Annotated in this window: 15 protein-coding genes and 1 tRNA gene; 9 read left to right on the top strand and 7 right to left on the bottom strand. The window is 70.7% G+C overall.

Going from position 1 to position 14,948, the window contains the following annotated elements:
* The first annotated feature begins 30 nt into the window (after positions 1–30).
* Entirely contained in the window at positions 31–621 is a 591-nt protein-coding gene (locus JAO84_RS16350) for a GNAT family N-acetyltransferase (RefSeq protein ID WP_370413552.1), read from the top strand.
* Between the two features lie 411 nt (positions 622–1,032).
* Here the strand turns inward: JAO84_RS16350 and JAO84_RS16345 are convergent.
* From JAO84_RS16345 to JAO84_RS16335, 3 genes are all read right to left on the bottom strand, one after another.
* Positions 1,033–1,106: transfer RNA gene (locus JAO84_RS16345), tRNA-Pro, on the bottom strand.
* Positions 1,107–1,146: 40 nt separating this feature from the next.
* The gene (locus tag JAO84_RS16340; RefSeq protein WP_370413551.1) at positions 1,147–1,827 is read right to left on the bottom strand and encodes a Pr6Pr family membrane protein; all 681 of its coding nucleotides are present in this window, start codon (positions 1,825–1,827) and stop codon (positions 1,147–1,149) included.
* Positions 1,828–1,854: 27 nt separating this feature from the next.
* Positions 1,855–2,793, bottom strand: a complete 939-nt coding sequence (locus JAO84_RS16335; RefSeq protein WP_370413550.1) for a metallophosphoesterase — start codon at positions 2,791–2,793, stop codon at positions 1,855–1,857.
* A gap of 74 nt (positions 2,794–2,867) precedes the next feature.
* Here JAO84_RS16335 and JAO84_RS16330 point away from each other — a divergent pair, with 74 nt between their 5' ends.
* Positions 2,868–3,332, top strand: a complete 465-nt coding sequence (locus JAO84_RS16330; RefSeq protein WP_265865229.1) for a GatB/YqeY domain-containing protein — start codon at positions 2,868–2,870, stop codon at positions 3,330–3,332.
* 97 nt (positions 3,333–3,429) lie between these two features.
* On the opposite strand, the gene JAO84_RS16325 is transcribed toward JAO84_RS16330, so the two are convergent.
* A complete protein-coding gene (locus JAO84_RS16325; protein WP_370413549.1) occupies positions 3,430–5,664 on the bottom strand; it encodes a transglycosylase domain-containing protein in 2,235 nt (744 codons plus the stop codon).
* 405 nt (positions 5,665–6,069) lie between these two features.
* Here JAO84_RS16325 and JAO84_RS16320 point away from each other — a divergent pair, with 405 nt between their 5' ends.
* On the top strand, positions 6,070–6,414 hold the full coding sequence (locus JAO84_RS16320) for a WhiB family transcriptional regulator (protein ID WP_046910200.1): 345 nt from the start codon (positions 6,070–6,072) through the stop codon (positions 6,412–6,414).
* Positions 6,415–6,596: 182 nt separating this feature from the next.
* Here the strand turns inward: JAO84_RS16320 and JAO84_RS16315 are convergent, their stop codons facing one another.
* Together JAO84_RS16315 and JAO84_RS16310 are read right to left on the bottom strand one after the other, a co-directional pair.
* Positions 6,597–7,979, bottom strand: coding sequence for an ArsA family ATPase (locus tag JAO84_RS16315; RefSeq protein WP_370416777.1), 1,383 nt, complete (start codon positions 7,977–7,979; stop codon positions 6,597–6,599).
* A gap of 200 nt (positions 7,980–8,179) precedes the next feature.
* A complete protein-coding gene (locus JAO84_RS16310; protein ID WP_265865232.1) occupies positions 8,180–9,142 on the bottom strand; it encodes an ArsA-related P-loop ATPase in 963 nt (320 codons plus the stop codon).
* A gap of 143 nt (positions 9,143–9,285) precedes the next feature.
* Here JAO84_RS16310 and JAO84_RS16305 point away from each other — a divergent pair, with 143 nt between their 5' ends.
* The 5 genes from JAO84_RS16305 to JAO84_RS16285 all read left to right on the top strand — a co-directional run bounded on the left by JAO84_RS16305 (position 9,286) and on the right by JAO84_RS16285 (position 12,852).
* Positions 9,286–9,447, top strand: a complete 162-nt coding sequence (locus tag JAO84_RS16305; RefSeq protein WP_137988514.1) for a DUF4177 domain-containing protein — start codon at positions 9,286–9,288, stop codon at positions 9,445–9,447.
* Positions 9,444–9,920 (top strand): RidA family protein, encoded by a 477-nt coding sequence (locus tag JAO84_RS16300; protein WP_265865233.1) that lies wholly within the window; start codon positions 9,444–9,446, stop codon positions 9,918–9,920. The genes JAO84_RS16305 and JAO84_RS16300 overlap by 4 nt, the downstream gene beginning before the upstream one ends.
* Before the next feature lie 114 nt (positions 9,921–10,034).
* Complete coding sequence (locus JAO84_RS16295) at positions 10,035–10,967, top strand: NUDIX hydrolase (protein WP_370413548.1); 933 nt, start codon at positions 10,035–10,037, stop codon at positions 10,965–10,967.
* Positions 10,964–11,794 (top strand): MBL fold metallo-hydrolase, encoded by an 831-nt coding sequence (locus tag JAO84_RS16290; protein WP_370413547.1) that lies wholly within the window; start codon positions 10,964–10,966, stop codon positions 11,792–11,794. The genes JAO84_RS16295 and JAO84_RS16290 overlap by 4 nt, the downstream gene beginning before the upstream one ends.
* A gap of 173 nt (positions 11,795–11,967) precedes the next feature.
* Positions 11,968–12,852 carry a prohibitin family protein gene (locus JAO84_RS16285; protein ID WP_265865236.1) on the top strand — a complete coding sequence of 295 codons (885 nt, stop codon included), beginning with the start codon at positions 11,968–11,970 and terminating at the stop codon, positions 12,850–12,852.
* Between the two features lie 159 nt (positions 12,853–13,011).
* Here JAO84_RS16285 and JAO84_RS16280 read toward each other — a convergent pair whose 3' ends face one another.
* Complete coding sequence (locus JAO84_RS16280; protein ID WP_046910193.1) at positions 13,012–13,686, bottom strand: Crp/Fnr family transcriptional regulator; 675 nt, start codon at positions 13,684–13,686, stop codon at positions 13,012–13,014.
* 144 nt (positions 13,687–13,830) lie between these two features.
* Between JAO84_RS16280 and nth the strand changes: the two genes are divergently transcribed.
* Positions 13,831–14,883, top strand: a complete 1,053-nt coding sequence (nth, locus tag JAO84_RS16275; protein WP_370413546.1) for an endonuclease III — start codon at positions 13,831–13,833, stop codon at positions 14,881–14,883.
* The last annotated feature ends 65 nt before the right edge of the window (positions 14,884–14,948 follow it).

Raw genomic sequence — 14,948 nt, 5'->3', positions numbered from 1 at the left:
CACGTCCTTCTCCGGCCGATACTTGATCGCGTGGACGGATCATCAGCGCGCAGGTCGATACGGCTTGGCAGCCGTGAACCGGTCGTGGTGCGGCCGTTCGCCGAGGGCGACTCCGTTGCGCAGTTGACGCGTCTGCTTCACCGTGCCTCTTCCGCTCATACTGCCGAAGGCCGAGTCTTCTTTGCCTCGTATCAGTCGGTGGAGGACACGGCCTACAGGCTGCGCAAGGGCGAGTGCTGGCTCGCTCCGCGGGCGGGCGAGCTGGTGGGCACCGTGACGGTGGCGGCCCCGTACGGGGTGCCCGAGGGGTATCCGGCTCCGGCGGGGGCTGGGGCATTTTGGCAGCTGGCAGTGGATCCGGAGTACCGGGGGACGGGGCTCGGGCAGCGGCTGCTCGATCTGGCGGAGGAACGTATCGGCGCGCTCGGTTCCTCGCAGGTGGTGATCGATACGTCGGCCCAGGCGGCGGACCTGGTGGGCTGGTATCGCAGGCGCGGTTACGTGCCGGTCGGGTCCTGGCGGTGGGGCGTGACGAACTACGAGAGCGTCGATCCGGGACTTGGAGAAGCTTGCGCTGCTCTCGCTTCCGGACTTGTAGCTTCGTTCCACCCACGCCGATGAGCCTCGGCCACGGCCTCGTCCTGCTCCGTGGCATGCGTGCCGCACGCCACGTCCGACCCCGATATCCGGATCTTGCAGGGACTCCCCGAACGGGTCGGTCGCCCGCAGGTCCGGTTGTGCTGGTCGGTCATGTGCACTGGTCCCCTCTGGCAGAAAGCCGATCGGGATCTTCTCCCGGATTCCTCCCGGGGGAGGGGAACGCAGAAATCGGTCGCGCTCTACGTGGCGGTGGAGCGGGCTCGGCGGAAGGCCCCCGATGCCGAGCGCAGGCCCCGCTGCCGACGGCGTCGGACCCGCTCCGGGAGCCGGATCCTGAAGTCGGCTCCAAACGGCTCCCAAGGGTGCCCAGAAAACCACTCAGGGGCCTGATCCGATGTCTCGGATCAGGCCCCTGACCTGGTCTTACGGCTGTCGGGGTGGCGGGATTTGAACCCACGACCTCTTCGTCCCGAACGAAGCGCGCTGCCAAGCTGCGCTACACCCCGATGTCGCTGCTCTGGTCTTTCTCCGTCGCGGCGACATCGCTTACTTTAGCCCACCCGCGCCCAGAGACGAAATCCGGTTTACGCGGCCCGCCACCGCAGGTCGGAAGCGGTCTGCCGTGACCAGGGCGAGGCCCAGGGCGTAGAAGGCCAGGGCGAGCACCAGGGCGTTGGTGAGGACGCCGGCGTAGCCGTGGGCGGTGACGTCGAGGAAGGGGTACGTGTAGCGGGTCGGGGTGTCCGGGGGGAGCAGGGCGCCGCGGGTCAGGGCGAAGAGCAGGTAGGCGCCGGGGGCGGCGAGCCACTGGGCGGCGTGGCGCCAGCGGAGGGCGCCCGGCGGGGTGAGGAGCAGCCAGTCGAGGAGGACGCCGAGCGGGGTCACCGTGTGGAGGAGCTGGTTGGCGACCGCCCGGGGGCCGGTGAGGCGGGCGATCTCGGCGGCCTGGTTGAAGGGGCTCGCCGGGTTGTCCAGGACCAGGTGGAAGACGAGGCCGACCACCGAGATGCAGAGCAGCACCCCGCCCGTCCACAGCGGGGCCGGCGGCGGCAGGCGCCGCCAGGCCCGTACGGCGCCCAGGCCGAGGACGGCGGCGACCGCGGTGTTCGACCAGATGGTGAAGAAGGAGAAGACGACGAGGGGGCTGCCCTCGACGCACTCGATCACGATGCCCGTCGCGGCGGCAAGGGCGATCAGCCCGCGGAGGAGTGAGGTCACGTACGGCATGGGGGCACCGTACGGCTACACGTACGGCTACACGCGGGCGGTCACGGTGAGCAGCGTCGCCTCGGGCGGGCAGGCGAAGCGGACCGGGGTGTAGCGGTTGGTGCCGCAGCCGGCCGAGACGTGCAGGTAGGAGGTGTGGCCGCCGGCCGTGTGGGTGGACAGGCCCTTCACACGGTCGGTGTCGAGGTCGCAGTTGGTGACCAGGGCGCCGTAGAAGGGGACGCACAGCTGTCCGCCGTGCGTGTGGCCGGCCAGGAGCAGGTCGTAGCCGTCGGCCGTGAAGGCGTCCAGGGCCCGCAGGTACGGGGCGTGGAAGACGCCCATCGAGAAGTCGGCGTCCTGGACGGGGCCGCCGGCCACCCGCTCGTACCGGTCCCGCTTGATGTGCGGGTCGTCGACGCCGGTGAAGGCGAGGTCCAGGTCGGGCAGCTTGAGCCGGCCGCGGGTGTTGGTGAGGTTCACCCAGCCCGCCGCGTCGAACGCGTCCCGCAGGCCCTCCCAGGGGTTGTGGACGGCGCCGACCACCGGCGGGTTGCCGTTCAGGCCGTGCTTGCCCTGCACCTTCTCCTTCAGATAGAGCGCGGGGTTCCGCAGCCGCGGCCCGTAGTAGTCGTTGGAGCCGAAGACGTACACACCGGGGAACTCCATCAGCGGACCCAGCGCGTCGAGCACCTCCGGCACCGCCTCGGTGTCGGAGAGGTTGTCGCCGGTGTTCACGACGAAGTCGGGACGCAGCCCGGCGAGCGACTGGAGCCAGGCGCGCTTCTTGCGCTGGCCACTGACCATGTGGATGTCGGAGACCTGGAGGACCCGCAGGTCGCGCATGCCCCGGGGGAGCACCGGGATGGTCACCCGGCGCAGTCGGAAGGAGCGGGCCTCGAAGCCCGCCGCGTAGACGAGGCCGGCCGCCGCCGTCGCCGTGAGGCCTGCCGTGATCTTCAGGGGGATCCCGTACCGTGCGCGCATCCCCTTATCGTCGCAGACCCGATGAGCCGAAATGCGCGGGCGGTCGAGGCCCGGCACCTGCCACACTTGACCCCATGACCACGCTCAAGGCCAAGCTTCAGGACGACCTCACCGCCGCGATCAAGGGACGCGACGAGCTGCGCTCCTCGACCCTGCGGATGACCATCGCCGCGATCAACAAGGAGGAGGTCGCGGGCAAGACCAAGCGCGAGCTCTCCGAGGACGAGGTGCAGAAGGTGATCGCCAAGGAGGCGAAGAAGCGCCGCGAGGCCGCCGACGCCTTCACCCAGGGCGGTCGCGCCGAGTCCGCCGCGCGTGAGCTGGCCGAGGGCGAGGTCCTCGACGCGTACCTGCCGAAGCAGCTGAGCGACGAGGAGCTGGAGGCCGTCGTGGCCGCCGCCGTCGCGGAGGCGAAGGCCGCGGGCGCCGAGGGGCCGCGCGCGATGGGCGCCGTGATGAAGATCGTGAACCCGAAGGTCGCCGGGCAGGCGGAGGGCGGCCGCGTGGCCGCCGCCGTGAAGAAGCTGCTCGCGGGCTGATCCCCGTACACGAGAAGGCGCCCCTCCCGAACGGATCGGGAGGGGCGCCTTCGTTGCTGTTGCTGTTGCTGTTCCTGTTCGTGTTCCTGTGGCAGGACTAGTTCCCGCCGCGGCCGTGGCCGGGCTTGCCGCTGGTGCCGCCGATCAGGTCCGGCGGGAGGACGATCCCGCCCGGGAGGGTGGTGCCCGGGTTCGGGCCGCCGCCCGGCTTGTTGTCGTCGCCGGGCTTCGGCTTGTCCTTGTCCTTGTCGCCCGGCTGCGCGCCGCGCGGGATGTTGATCGGGACGAAGGAGGGGGTCTCGCCGGCGTTCAGGGCGCCGGTCATCGCGATCCGCCAGATCGGGCCGGGGAGGCAGCCACCGCAGACCTTGTCGTAGTACTGGCCGCCGATGGTGATGTCGTACATCGACTTCTTCTCGCCGATGTCGTCGCCGACCCACACCGCCGTGGACAGGTTCGGCGTGTAGCCGACGAACCAGGCGTCCTTGCGGTCGTTGGTCGTACCCGTCTTGCCCGCGTTGTCGCGGTCGCTCAGACCGGCCTTGGTGCCGGTGCCGTCCTCGACGACGCCCTTCAGCATCTGGTTGACCATGTCGGCGGTGCGGTCGCTCATCGCCTTGGAGCACTCGGTCTGCGGGACCTTGAGCTTCTGGCCGTTCGCCGTCGTGATCGACTCGATGGCGATCGGGGTGCAGTACGTGCCGCGGTTGGCGAAGGTCGCGTAGACCGAGGCCATGTCGAGCGGGGTGCTCTCGACTGCGCCCAGGGTCGCGGACGGGCTCTGCACGATGGGCTTGCCCAGCTCGCGCTCGTAGCCGACCTTCTTCGCCATCGTCAGCGTCTCGCAGAGGCCGGCCATCTGCTCGAGCCGGGCGAAGTACGTGTTGATGGACTTGCCGAGGGCACTGGTCATGTCGTACATGCCCTTTTCCGACTTGAGCTCGTTGCCGACCTTCCAGTTGGCGTAGCCGGACGGCTTTCCGTCGCAGCGGGTGTAGTCCCGCTCCGAGAGGGTGATCTCCGTCGGGTCGTCGAAGCTCTGCGCGGGGCTGAGGCCCTTCTCCAGCGCGGCGGCGGCCGTGATCGGCTTGAAGGTCGAACCGACCTGGAAGCCGTAGGTGGTGCCGCCCATCTTCTTGCCGACGGAGAGGTTGAGGGTCGTCTGGTGCAGCTTCTGGTCGAGGCCGTACGGGCGGGACTGACCCATCGAGAGGATCTTGCCGGTGCCGGGCTGGACCTGGACCACCGCGGCGGCGACCGGGTCGTCCTTGTCGACCTTGGCGATGGCGGCCTCGTTCGCCGCCTCCTGGGCGCGCGGCGAGAGGGTGGTCTTGATGGTGAGACCGCCCAGGTTCCACAGCTTCTGGCGCTCCTCGACCGTCTTGCCGAAGACCGGGTCGCTGAGGATCGTCTTGCGGACGTAGTCGCAGAAGAAGCCGGAGCCGTCGACGGCGGTGATACAGCCGTTCTTGGGCGACTTCACCTTCAGCTTGATCGGCGTGGCCTTCGCCTTGTCGGCCTCCGCCTGGCTGATGTCCTTGACGTCGGCCATGCGCTGGAGGACGGTGTTGCGCCGCTTGGTCGCCTCCTGGAGGTCGTTGACCGGGTCGTAGCGGCTCGGCGACTGCACAAGGCCGGCCATCATGGCGGACTCGGCGAGGGTCAGGTCGGCGGCGTGCTTGGAGAAGTAGCGCTGCGAGGCGGCCTCGATGCCGTACGCCTGCTGCCCGAAGAACGTGATGTTGAGGTAGTTCTCCAGGATCTTCTTCTTGCCGAGCTCCTCCTCGACCTGGATCGCGAACTTCAGCTCGCGGACCTTGCGGCCCATCGTCTGCTGGGTGGCCTGGGCGACCTTCTCGGGGTCGTCACCGGCCTCCTCGACGAAGACGTTCTTCACATACTGCTGGGTGAGCGTGGACGCGCCCTGCGCGACGCCGCCCGACTGCGCGTTGCGGTTGATGGCGCGCAGCACGCCCTTGAGGTCGATCGCGCCGTGCTCGTAGAACCGCGAGTCCTCGATGGCGACGATCGCCTTCTGCATGTACGGCGAGATCTTGTCGATCGGCACGACCTGCCGGTCGCGCGAGTACACGGTGGCGATGTGGCCGCCCTCTGAGTCGAGGATCGTGGTGCGCTGACTCAGTGGCGGTGTCTTCAGGTTGGACGGGATTTCGTCGAACCCTTCGACCGTGCCCTTGGCCGCCAGCCCCAGTGCTCCGGCCGCGGGCAGGGCGATGCCTGCCAGCACGGCTCCGGAGAGCACACTGACCCCGAGGAACTTGGCGGCCTGCTGGGTCCCGGTCAGACCTCCGCCCGAGCGCTTCTTTGCCATGGGGGCAGCCTACGTTCTCATTCGCCGGACACACGTATATGCCTTGGCCTAAGCTGCTCACAACTGTCACAGCAGTGCGGTCCCGCATCAAGACCCGTGCACGCCCCGTGCCCGACCCGTGCGAGATCCGCGCAAGACCAGTGCGTGACATCGGCAGGAATTCCCGCGTCCCCGAAGCGCGGTGACTTCATGCCTGAATCCGGCTCATGTCCGGTATGGCTGTTATGTCCTGGCGTCACTCCCCTGGGTGATCTGCCGGGCACGCATAGTCCGTTCGGGCCATTCAAGATTGGGCCCGAAGGGGGTGTTGCGCTGTCCCCACCTTCCGTAACGTCCCAACTGGCAGCGGTGAATATGCCGCTACCGCCGTGGGGGAGCCTCGATTCGGGAGAGGACGGCGCCGGTATGGGCTGGGTAGCTGACTGGAGTGCGCAGGCGGCCTGCCGCACTACCGATCCGGATGAACTTTTCGTGCAGGGCGCGGCGCAGAACAGGGCGAAGGCGGTGTGCACCGGATGTCCGGTGCGGACCGAGTGCCTCGCCGACGCCCTCGACAACCGCGTGGAATTCGGCGTGTGGGGCGGCATGACGGAGCGCGAAAGGCGCGCACTGCTGCGCCGCCGGCCGACCGTCACCTCGTGGCGCCGGCTCCTGGAGACCGCGCGCACCGAGTACGAGCGGGGAGCGGGCCTGCTGCCCGTGGCGATGGACGACGACGCGACGTACGAGACGTACGCGGCGGTGGGCTAGGCAGCTAGGCGGCTGGGCCGCCGGGTTGGCTGGGCCGCCGGGTTTGACGGGCGCCGGCCTCGCAGGCCCGCCGAGTGGCTTCGCAGGCCTGGGCCCGAGGGCCTGGAGAGCCTGCCGCCCGGTGATGCACCGGCGGTGCGATCGGGCGACCGGGCCGGCCGCGGTGCCGGTCGGCGTGCCCGTCAGGGCATACGGCCGACCGCCAGGCGCTCACCGATGGCCCGCAGCCCGTCGAGGTCGTGCACATCGCCGGGCAGGGCGGCCACTTCGGCGACCGCCACCTCGGGGTGGAGCGCGGTGAAGCGGTCGCGCGTGCGTTGCTCACGTGCGAGCACCTGCATCCGCTCGGCATGGAGACGGAGCAGTCCTGCGGTCAGTCGCTGTACATCCGGGTCCGCTCCGGCTGTGGGGGCAGCCTCGGACTCGGAACCTGTGGATCCTGCGGTGCGGGTGGTGCCGGTAGTGCCCGTGGTGCTGGTGGTGACAGCGGCGGCGGTGGCGAGGTGTGCGGCAAGCTCTGCGCTGGGGTGCGCAGCGTGATCTGACGGCTCGGGAGACTCGGAAGACTCGGGAGAGGTGGCCCGGGAGCCACGCCCACTAGGTTTCCCGGCGCTCTGATCCACAATGCGCCCCTCGTCAAGATTTTCTGCGGCGGCCCGCGCCCGCTCTGCCGACAGCCGGGCGGCGCCGCTGCCATGGACCCGGTTGAGGACGATCCCCGCGAGCGGCATCTCCTCCGCGGCCAGCCGCTCCACGAAGTACGCCGCCTCGCGCAGCGCGTCCCGCTCCGGGGTGGCGACCACGAGGAAGGCCGTGCCCGGAGCCTGGAGCAGTCGGTACGTGGCGTCCGCGCGGGTCCGGAAACCGCCGAACATCGTGTCCATCGCCGCCACGAAGGTCTGCACGTCCTTCAGGAACTGACCCCCGAGCAGCTTCCCCAGCGTCCCCGTCATCATCGACATGCCGACGTTGAGGAACTTCATCCCCGCCCGGCCGCCCACCTTCGCCGGCGCCATCAGCAGCTTGATGAACGTGCCGTCGAGGAAGGAACCGAGCCGCTTCGGCGCGTCCAGGAAGTCGAGCGCCGACCGCGACGGCGGCGTGTCGACCACGATCAGGTCCCACTCGTCCTTGGCCCGGAGCTGGCCCAGCTTCTCCATCGCCATGTACTCCTGCGTACCGGCGAAACCGGCCGACAGGGACTGGTAGAAGGGGTTCTCCAGGATCGCCCGGGCCCGGTCGGCGTCCGCGTGCGCTTCGACGATCTCGTCGAAGGTCCGCTTCATGTCGAGCATCATGGCGTGCAGTTCGCCGCCGTCGCAGCCCTTGATGCCGTCCACCTTGCGCGGCACGTTGTCCAGTGAGTCGATGCCCATCGACTGGGCCAGCCGCCGCGCCGGGTCGATGGTGAGCACCACGACCCGCCGGCCGCGCTCCGCCGCCCGCACGCCCAGCGCCGCCGCCGTCGTCGTCTTGCCGACCCCGCCCGCGCCGCAGCACACGATGATGCGCGTCGCCGGATCGTCGATCAGCGGATCCAGGTCCAGGACGGACACGCTGTCCAGACCGGCCGCAACCGCCGGAGCCCCGTCTGTCCCGGCGCCCTTCGCGCTCTCGGCGCCCTTCGCGGCCGCGCCCGCGGACGTGGCCGTGCCCGCGTTCCTGTCCGTGCCCGCGGCAGCCTTCGGCGACTGCTTCGCCGTGCCTTGCCTGCCCTGCGTGCTCTGCCTGCCTTGCGTGCTCTGCCTGGCCTGCGTGCTCTGCGTCACGCGCCCACCCCTTGTCTGCGCAGCTCCTTCGCCAGCCGGTACAGGCCGGCGATGTCCGCCCCGTCCCCCAGGAAGGGCAGTTCGTACGACGGGACGCCGATGCCGTCCAGGGTCTCCCGCTGCGCCCGCTCCAGCTCCACCCGCTGGGCGTGCTCGGCGGCCTGCTCCAGGAGCGGCTCGACCAGCCTGGTGCCGCCCTTGACGCCGACGGACGCCAACGTGCCGGCGATGGCGTCGCGGTGGGCGCCGGAGGCGGCCCGTACCGCCGCCTCGTCGAGGACGTGCGGGCGGACCATGTTCACCACCACGCGGCCCACCGGCAGTTCGGCGGCGCGCAGCTCCGCGATGCCGTCGGCGGTCTCCTGGACCGGCATCTCCTCCAGGAGCGTCACGAGGTGCACCGCGGTGTCCGGGGACTTCAGGAAGCGCATGATCGCCTGGGCCTGATTGTGTATCGGGCCGATCCTCGCCAGGCCCGCCACCTCGTCGTTGACGTTGAGGAAGCGGGTGATCCGGCCGGTCGGCGGCGCGTCCATCACCACGTAGTCGTACGTGAAGCCGCCGGCCTTCTCGCGGCGGCGGACCGCCTCGCAGGCCTTCCCGGTGAGCAGCACGTCCCGCACGCCCGGCGCTATCGTCGTCGCGAAGTCGATCGCGCCCAGCTTCTTCAGCGCCCGGCCCGCGCTGCCCAGTTTGTAGAACATCTGGAGGTAGTCGAGGAGGGCCCGCTCGGCGTCGATGGCCAGCGCGAACACCTCGCCGCCGCCCGGCGCGACGGCGATCTTGCGCTCCTCGTACGGCAACGCCTCCGTCTCGAAGAGCTGTGCGATGCCCTGTCTGCCCTCCACCTCGACCAGGAGGGTCCGCTTGCCCTCCGTGGCGAGGGCGAGCGCGAGTGCCGCGGCCACCGTCGTCTTACCGGTACCGCCCTTGCCGCTGACGACCTGGAGCCTGCTCACGTCTTCGAGCCTAACCACTGGCGGCCCGCCCCAATCAGAGGGTCGCCCCGGACGCGCCCCCCGAACACGCCCCCCGATCACCTAGGGGTCTTCCCGGGGGCCGGCTCGGCGGACCGCCCCCGCGCAGCGGCTACAGTCGGCTCATGACCAAGTGGGAGTACGCGACTGTGCCGCTGCTGGTGCACGCGACGAAGCAGATTCTTGACACCTGGGGCGAGGACGGCTGGGAGCTCGTCCAGGTCGTGCCCGGCCCGAACAACCCCGAGCAGCTCGTGGCCTACCTGAAGCGGGAGAAGACCTCGTGAGCGGGGCCGGAGCCGTCGAGGCGAAGATCGCAGAGCTGGGCCTGACGCTGCCCGAGGTCGTCCCGCCGATCGCGGCCTACCAGCCGGCCGTGCAGTCCGGCGTGTACGTCTACACCTCGGGCCAGCTCCCGATGGTGGCCGGCAAGCTCCCGGTGACCGGCAAGGTCGGCGCCGAGGTCACGGCCGAGGAGGCCAAGGAGCTCGCCGCCACCTGCGCGCTCAACGCGCTCGCGGCCGTGAAGTCGGTCGCCGGTGACCTGGACCGGATCAAGCGGGTCGTGAAGGTGGTCGGCTTCGTCGCCTCCGCCCCCGACTTCACCGGCCAGCCCGGCGTCATCAACGGCGCCAGCGAGCTGCTCGGCGCCGTCCTCGGCGACAAGGGCGTGCACGCCCGCAGCGCCGTCGGCGTCACGGTCCTCCCGCTGGACGCCCCCGTCGAGGTCGAGGTCCAGGTGGAGCTCGAGTCGGCCTGAGGCCCGTAGCCAAGCCGCACGCGTCGCCCGCGTGGCCGACACCCGAGCCGGTTCCCTCCCACCTGGAGGGGATCGGCTCTCGTGCATTCCGATGCTTGCGCATAGCATCCGGCCATGTCGAATGGTCAGACGAACGGTCAGTCGAACGGGCAGTGGTACCCGGCGGAGTGGCCCGACCGCATCCGTGCCCTCGCCGCCGGTGAGCTGGTCCCCGCGACGCCCCGGCGGGCCGCCACCGTGCTGCTCCTGAAGGACGGCGCCGACGGCCCGCTGGTCCACATGCTGCGCCGGCGCGCCTCCATGGCCTTCGCGGGCGGCGCGTACGCCTACCCCGGCGGCGGCGTCGACCCGCGCGACGAGCACCCGGTGCGCTGGGCCGGCCCCGCCCGCGAGGAGTGGGCGGCCCGCCTCGGCCTCCCGGACGCCGCGCAGGCGCAGGCCGTGGTCTGCGCCGCCGTGCGCGAGACGTACGAGGAAGCGGGCGTCCTGCTCGCCGGGGAGACGCCGGACACAGTTGTCGGCGACACGACCGGCGAGGACTGGGAGAAGGACCGGGCGGCGCTGGTCGCCCGCGAGCTGTCCTTCGCCGACTTCCTCGACCGGCGCGGGCTGGTGCTGCGCTCGGACCTGCTCGGCGCCTGGGCGCGCTGGATCACCCCCGAGTTCGAGCCACGGCGCTACGACACCTGGTTCTTCGTCGCCGCCCTCCCGGCCGGCCAGCGCACCCGGAACGCCTCCACCGAGGCCGACCGGACCGTGTGGATCCGCCCGGCGGACGCCGCCGCCGGTTACGACCGGGGCGAGCTCACGATGATGCCGCCGACCATCTCGACCCTCCGTGCCCTCGAACCGTACGGGAGCGCCGCCGGCGCCCTGGCCGCGGCGGCCGACCAGGACATGACCCCGGTCCTCGCGCAGGCGCGCCTGGAGGGCGACGAGGTGATCCTGAGCTGGCCGGGGCACGATGAATTCACGAAGCACATCCCCACCGCCGGGGGCGGCGCCGCGGACGGAGCCACCGGTCGGGAAGGAGGGCCGTCGATATGAGCCACGCCCACACCCTCCCCGGGCAGCCGCGCGGCGCCGTCGTCTCCGGGCCCGCGACAGCCCGCGCCGTCAACGTCCTCGCGCCGAACCCGTCCGCGATGACCCTGGACGGCACCAACACCTGGATCGTCGCCGAACCGGACTCTGACCTCGCCGTCGTCATCGATCCCGGGCCGCTCGACGAGGGACACCTGCGCAACGTCGTCGCCACCGCCGAGAAGCTCGGCAAGCGGATCGGCCTCACCCTGCTCACCCACGGGCACCCCGACCACGCCGAGGGCGCGGCGCGCTTCGCCGAGCTGACCCGCACCAAGGTGCGGGCGCTCGACCCGGCGCTCCGGCTCGGCGACGAGGGTCTCGGGGAGGGCGACGTGATCACCACGGGCGGCCTGGAACTCCGGGTCGTGGCCACCCCCGGCCACACCTCCGACTCGCTCTCCTTCCACCTCCCGGCCGACCGGGCCGTGCTGACCGGCGACACGATCCTGGGCCGGGGCACGACGATCGTGGCCCACCCGGACGGGCGGCTCGGCGAGTACCTGGACTCCCTGCGGCGGCTGCGCTCGCTCACCGTCGACGACGGGGTGCACACCGTCCTGCCCGGGCACGGGCCGGTCCTGGAGGACGCTCAGGGGGCCGTGGAGTTCTACCTCGCCCACCGCGCGAACCGGCTCGCCCAGGTCGAGGCGGCCGTCGAGAGCGGCCTGCGGACCGCCCCGGAGGTCGTGGCCCACGTCTACGCGGACGTCGACCGCTCCCTGTGGCCGGCCGCCGAGCTCTCCGTACGGGCGCAGCTGGACTATCTGCGGGAGCGCGGCCTGAGCTGAGGCACGGGGCGGGGACGCACCCGGGCTTCGGTCCGTCCGCATGCCCCCGGGCCCCTCGGCACCAGCCCCGGCCCCTTGGCCCCCGCCCCTTGGCCCCGCCCCCGGAACCTTTGGGCCTCCCCGAGTGTCTTACGCTCCGCTTACATCTGGCCGTAGCTCTCGGGGGGAAGCCCGTGTTCGTCATAGCCATCCTGCTGGTCATCACGGCGGTGGTGCTCTACATCGTCGGCCGCGTGAACGACACCCGCGGCCTGAAGCTCGGCGCCGTCGGCGCCCTGCTCGCCGGCCTGTTCTCGCTGATCGCGAGCATGACGTACGTGATCAGCGCGTACGAGGTCGGCGTCCCGGTCGCGTTCGGCAAGGTCGGTACGCCGATGACCTCCGGCATGCACATGAAGTCGCCGTTCACCAACGTCACGACCTTCTCCACCCGGCCCGTCGACCTCAACCTCTCCGACAAGGACGTGGTCGAGGTCCGCTCCTCGCAGGGCGGCGTGATGTACGCCGAGGTCACCGTGAAGTGGGCGGTCCACCCGTCCAAGGCGGTCGAGCTCTACAAGCTGGCCGGCAGCGAGGACGCCATCCAGCAGCGCCTGGTCTACCCGGACAGCCGCGAGATCGTCCGCAACGTCTTCGCCCGCTACTCGAGCGAGCAGGGCTACGCCTCCGACCGCGAGAAGATCAACGCGGAGATCGCCCGCCTCATCAAGGAGCGGCTCGCCCCGCGCGGCATCGACGTCACCACCGTGAACCTGCGCAATGTGAAGCCCTCGCAGGCCCTGCAGGACCAGATCGACCGCAAGATCCAGCAGCAGCAGGCCACCGAGCGGGCCCTTGAGGCCTCCCGTACGGCCAAGGCGGAGGCCGACCGGCGCCGTATCGAGGCGGAGGGCATCGCCCGCGCCAACAAGATCCTCAACGACTCGCTGACCGACAAGGTCCTCACGAACCAGTGCATCGAGGCCTACAAGGAGGCCGCGGCGAAGAACCCGGTCTACGCGGTGCCGTGCGGCAGCGGCGGCTCGAACCCGCTGATCGTGGACGGCACGAAGCGCTGATCACTGCTCACGAGCAGATCACGAGTAGATAGCGCCGGTATCCACGAGATATCCGCGAGACACGAGACGAGACACGAGCACGAGACACGAGACGAGACACGAGAAGGGGGCCGCCCGGTTCGACCGGGAGGCCCCCTTCTCGTACGTACGGGGTGGTGCTCAGCGCGAGCGCTTCGCGAGGCGCTCCACGTCGAGCAGGATCACCGCGCGGGCCTCCAGGCGCAGCCAGCCGCGCTGGGCGAAGTCGGCGAGCGCCTTGTTGACCGTCTCGCGGGAGGCGCCGACCAGCTGGGCCAGCTCCTCCTGGGTGAGGTCGTGGACGACGTGGATGCCCTCCTCCGACTGCACGCCGAAGCGGCGCGACAGGTCGAGGAGCGCGCGGGCGACCCGGCCCGGCACGTCGGAGAAGACCAGGTCGGACATCTGGTCGTTGGTCTTGCGCAGGCGGCGGGCGACGGCACGCAGCAGGGCGCTGGCCACCTCGGGCCGGGCGTTCAGCCAGGGCTGGAGGTCGCCGTGGCCGAGGCCGAGCAGCTTGACCTCGGTCAGCGCGGTCGCCGTGGCGGTGCGCGGGCCCGGGTCGAACAGGGACAGCTCGCCGATCAGCTCGCCGGGGCCGAGGACGGCCAGCATGTTCTCGCGGCCGTCGGGCGAGGTGCGGTGCAGCTTCACCTTGCCTTCGGTGACCACGTAGAGCCGGTCGCCCGGGTCGCCCTCGTGGAAGAGTGCGTCGCCTCGGGCCAGCGTCGCCTCACTCATCGAGGCGCGCAGCTCAGCGGCCTGCTCGTCGTCGAGCGCCGCGAACAGCGGGGCGCGCCGCAGAACGTCGTCCACGAGTTCTCTCCTATGTCGACCTCAGTGCGATCAATCACAACAAGTTTGACGCACCGGACCGCCTTTCCGTACGTCAGGGGCCCGATTGGGTCGTGATCGGGGGCGCGCGGGGCGGATGTCGGCGGCGGCCCCTAGGCTGGCCGGGTGTCCAACTCGCCGGTGAGAGCACAGGCCAAGGGGGCTGGAAGAGTGCGGAACGAAGCCAATTCCGCTGTGGGCGAACACGGAGTGTCGAAACAGACGAAACCGACAAATCGCCCCGGCGGTGGGTCCGGAGGACCCGACAAACCGGCGGCGGCCGAGGCAAAGGCGGCCGCCAAGAAGGCCACGCCCAAGAAGCCCGGCGCCGGCATGCACGACGCCAGTAAGCCCGGTGCCGGCAAGCCCGGCGCCAAGAAGGCCGCCAAGCCCGAGTCGCACCTCGCCATGGTCCGGCGGGCCCGGAAGATCAACCGGGAGCTGGCCGAGGTCTATCCGTACGCGCATCCCGAGCTCGACTTCACGAACCCCTTCGAGCTGCTCGTCGCCACGGTCCTTTCCGCCCAGACCACGGACCTGCGGGTCAACCAGACGACGCCCGCGCTCTTCGCGAAGTACCCGACGCCCGAGGACCTGGCCGCCGCCGTGCCCGAGGAGGTCGAGGAGCTGATCCGGCCGACCGGCTTCTTCCGCGCCAAGACCAAGTCGATCATGGGGCTTGCCGCGGCCCTCCGGGACGACTTCGGCGGCGAGGTGCCCGGCCGTCTGGAGGACCTGGTCAAGCTGCCCGGCGTCGGCCGGAAGACGGCCTTCGTCGTCCTCGGCAACGCCTTCGGAGTGCCCGGCATCACCGTGGACACCCACTTCATGCGCCTCGCCCGGCGCTGGAAGTGGACCGAGTCCGACGACCCGGTGAAGATCGAGGCCGAGGTCGCCGCGATCTTCCCGAAGAGCGACTGGACGATGCTGTCGCACCGGGTGATCTTCCACGGGCGCCGCATCTGCCACGCCCGCAAGCCCGCGTGCGGCGCCTGCCCGATCACCCACCTCTGTCCCTCGTACGGCGAGGGCGAGACCGATCCGGAGAAGGCGCGCAAGCTGCTGAAGTACGAGAAGGGCGGCTTCCCGGGCCAGCGGCTCAACCCGCCGCCGGACTACCCGGGCCTCCCCGCGCCCCCGCTGGGCGCGAACTCCGAAGCCCTGAGCCCTGAGGCTTGAGCGCTGAGGCAGGAGCCCTGGGCCCTGAGCACCGAGCACTGAGTCCGGGAACGAACCGGGACGCC

Origin of the sequence: Streptomyces fradiae (assembly GCF_041270065.1) — a bacterium.
GTDB lineage: Bacteria > Actinomycetota > Actinomycetes > Streptomycetales > Streptomycetaceae > Streptomyces.
Note: the sequence above shows the minus strand (reverse complement) of the source record. Positions and strands in the feature narration are given on the sequence as shown.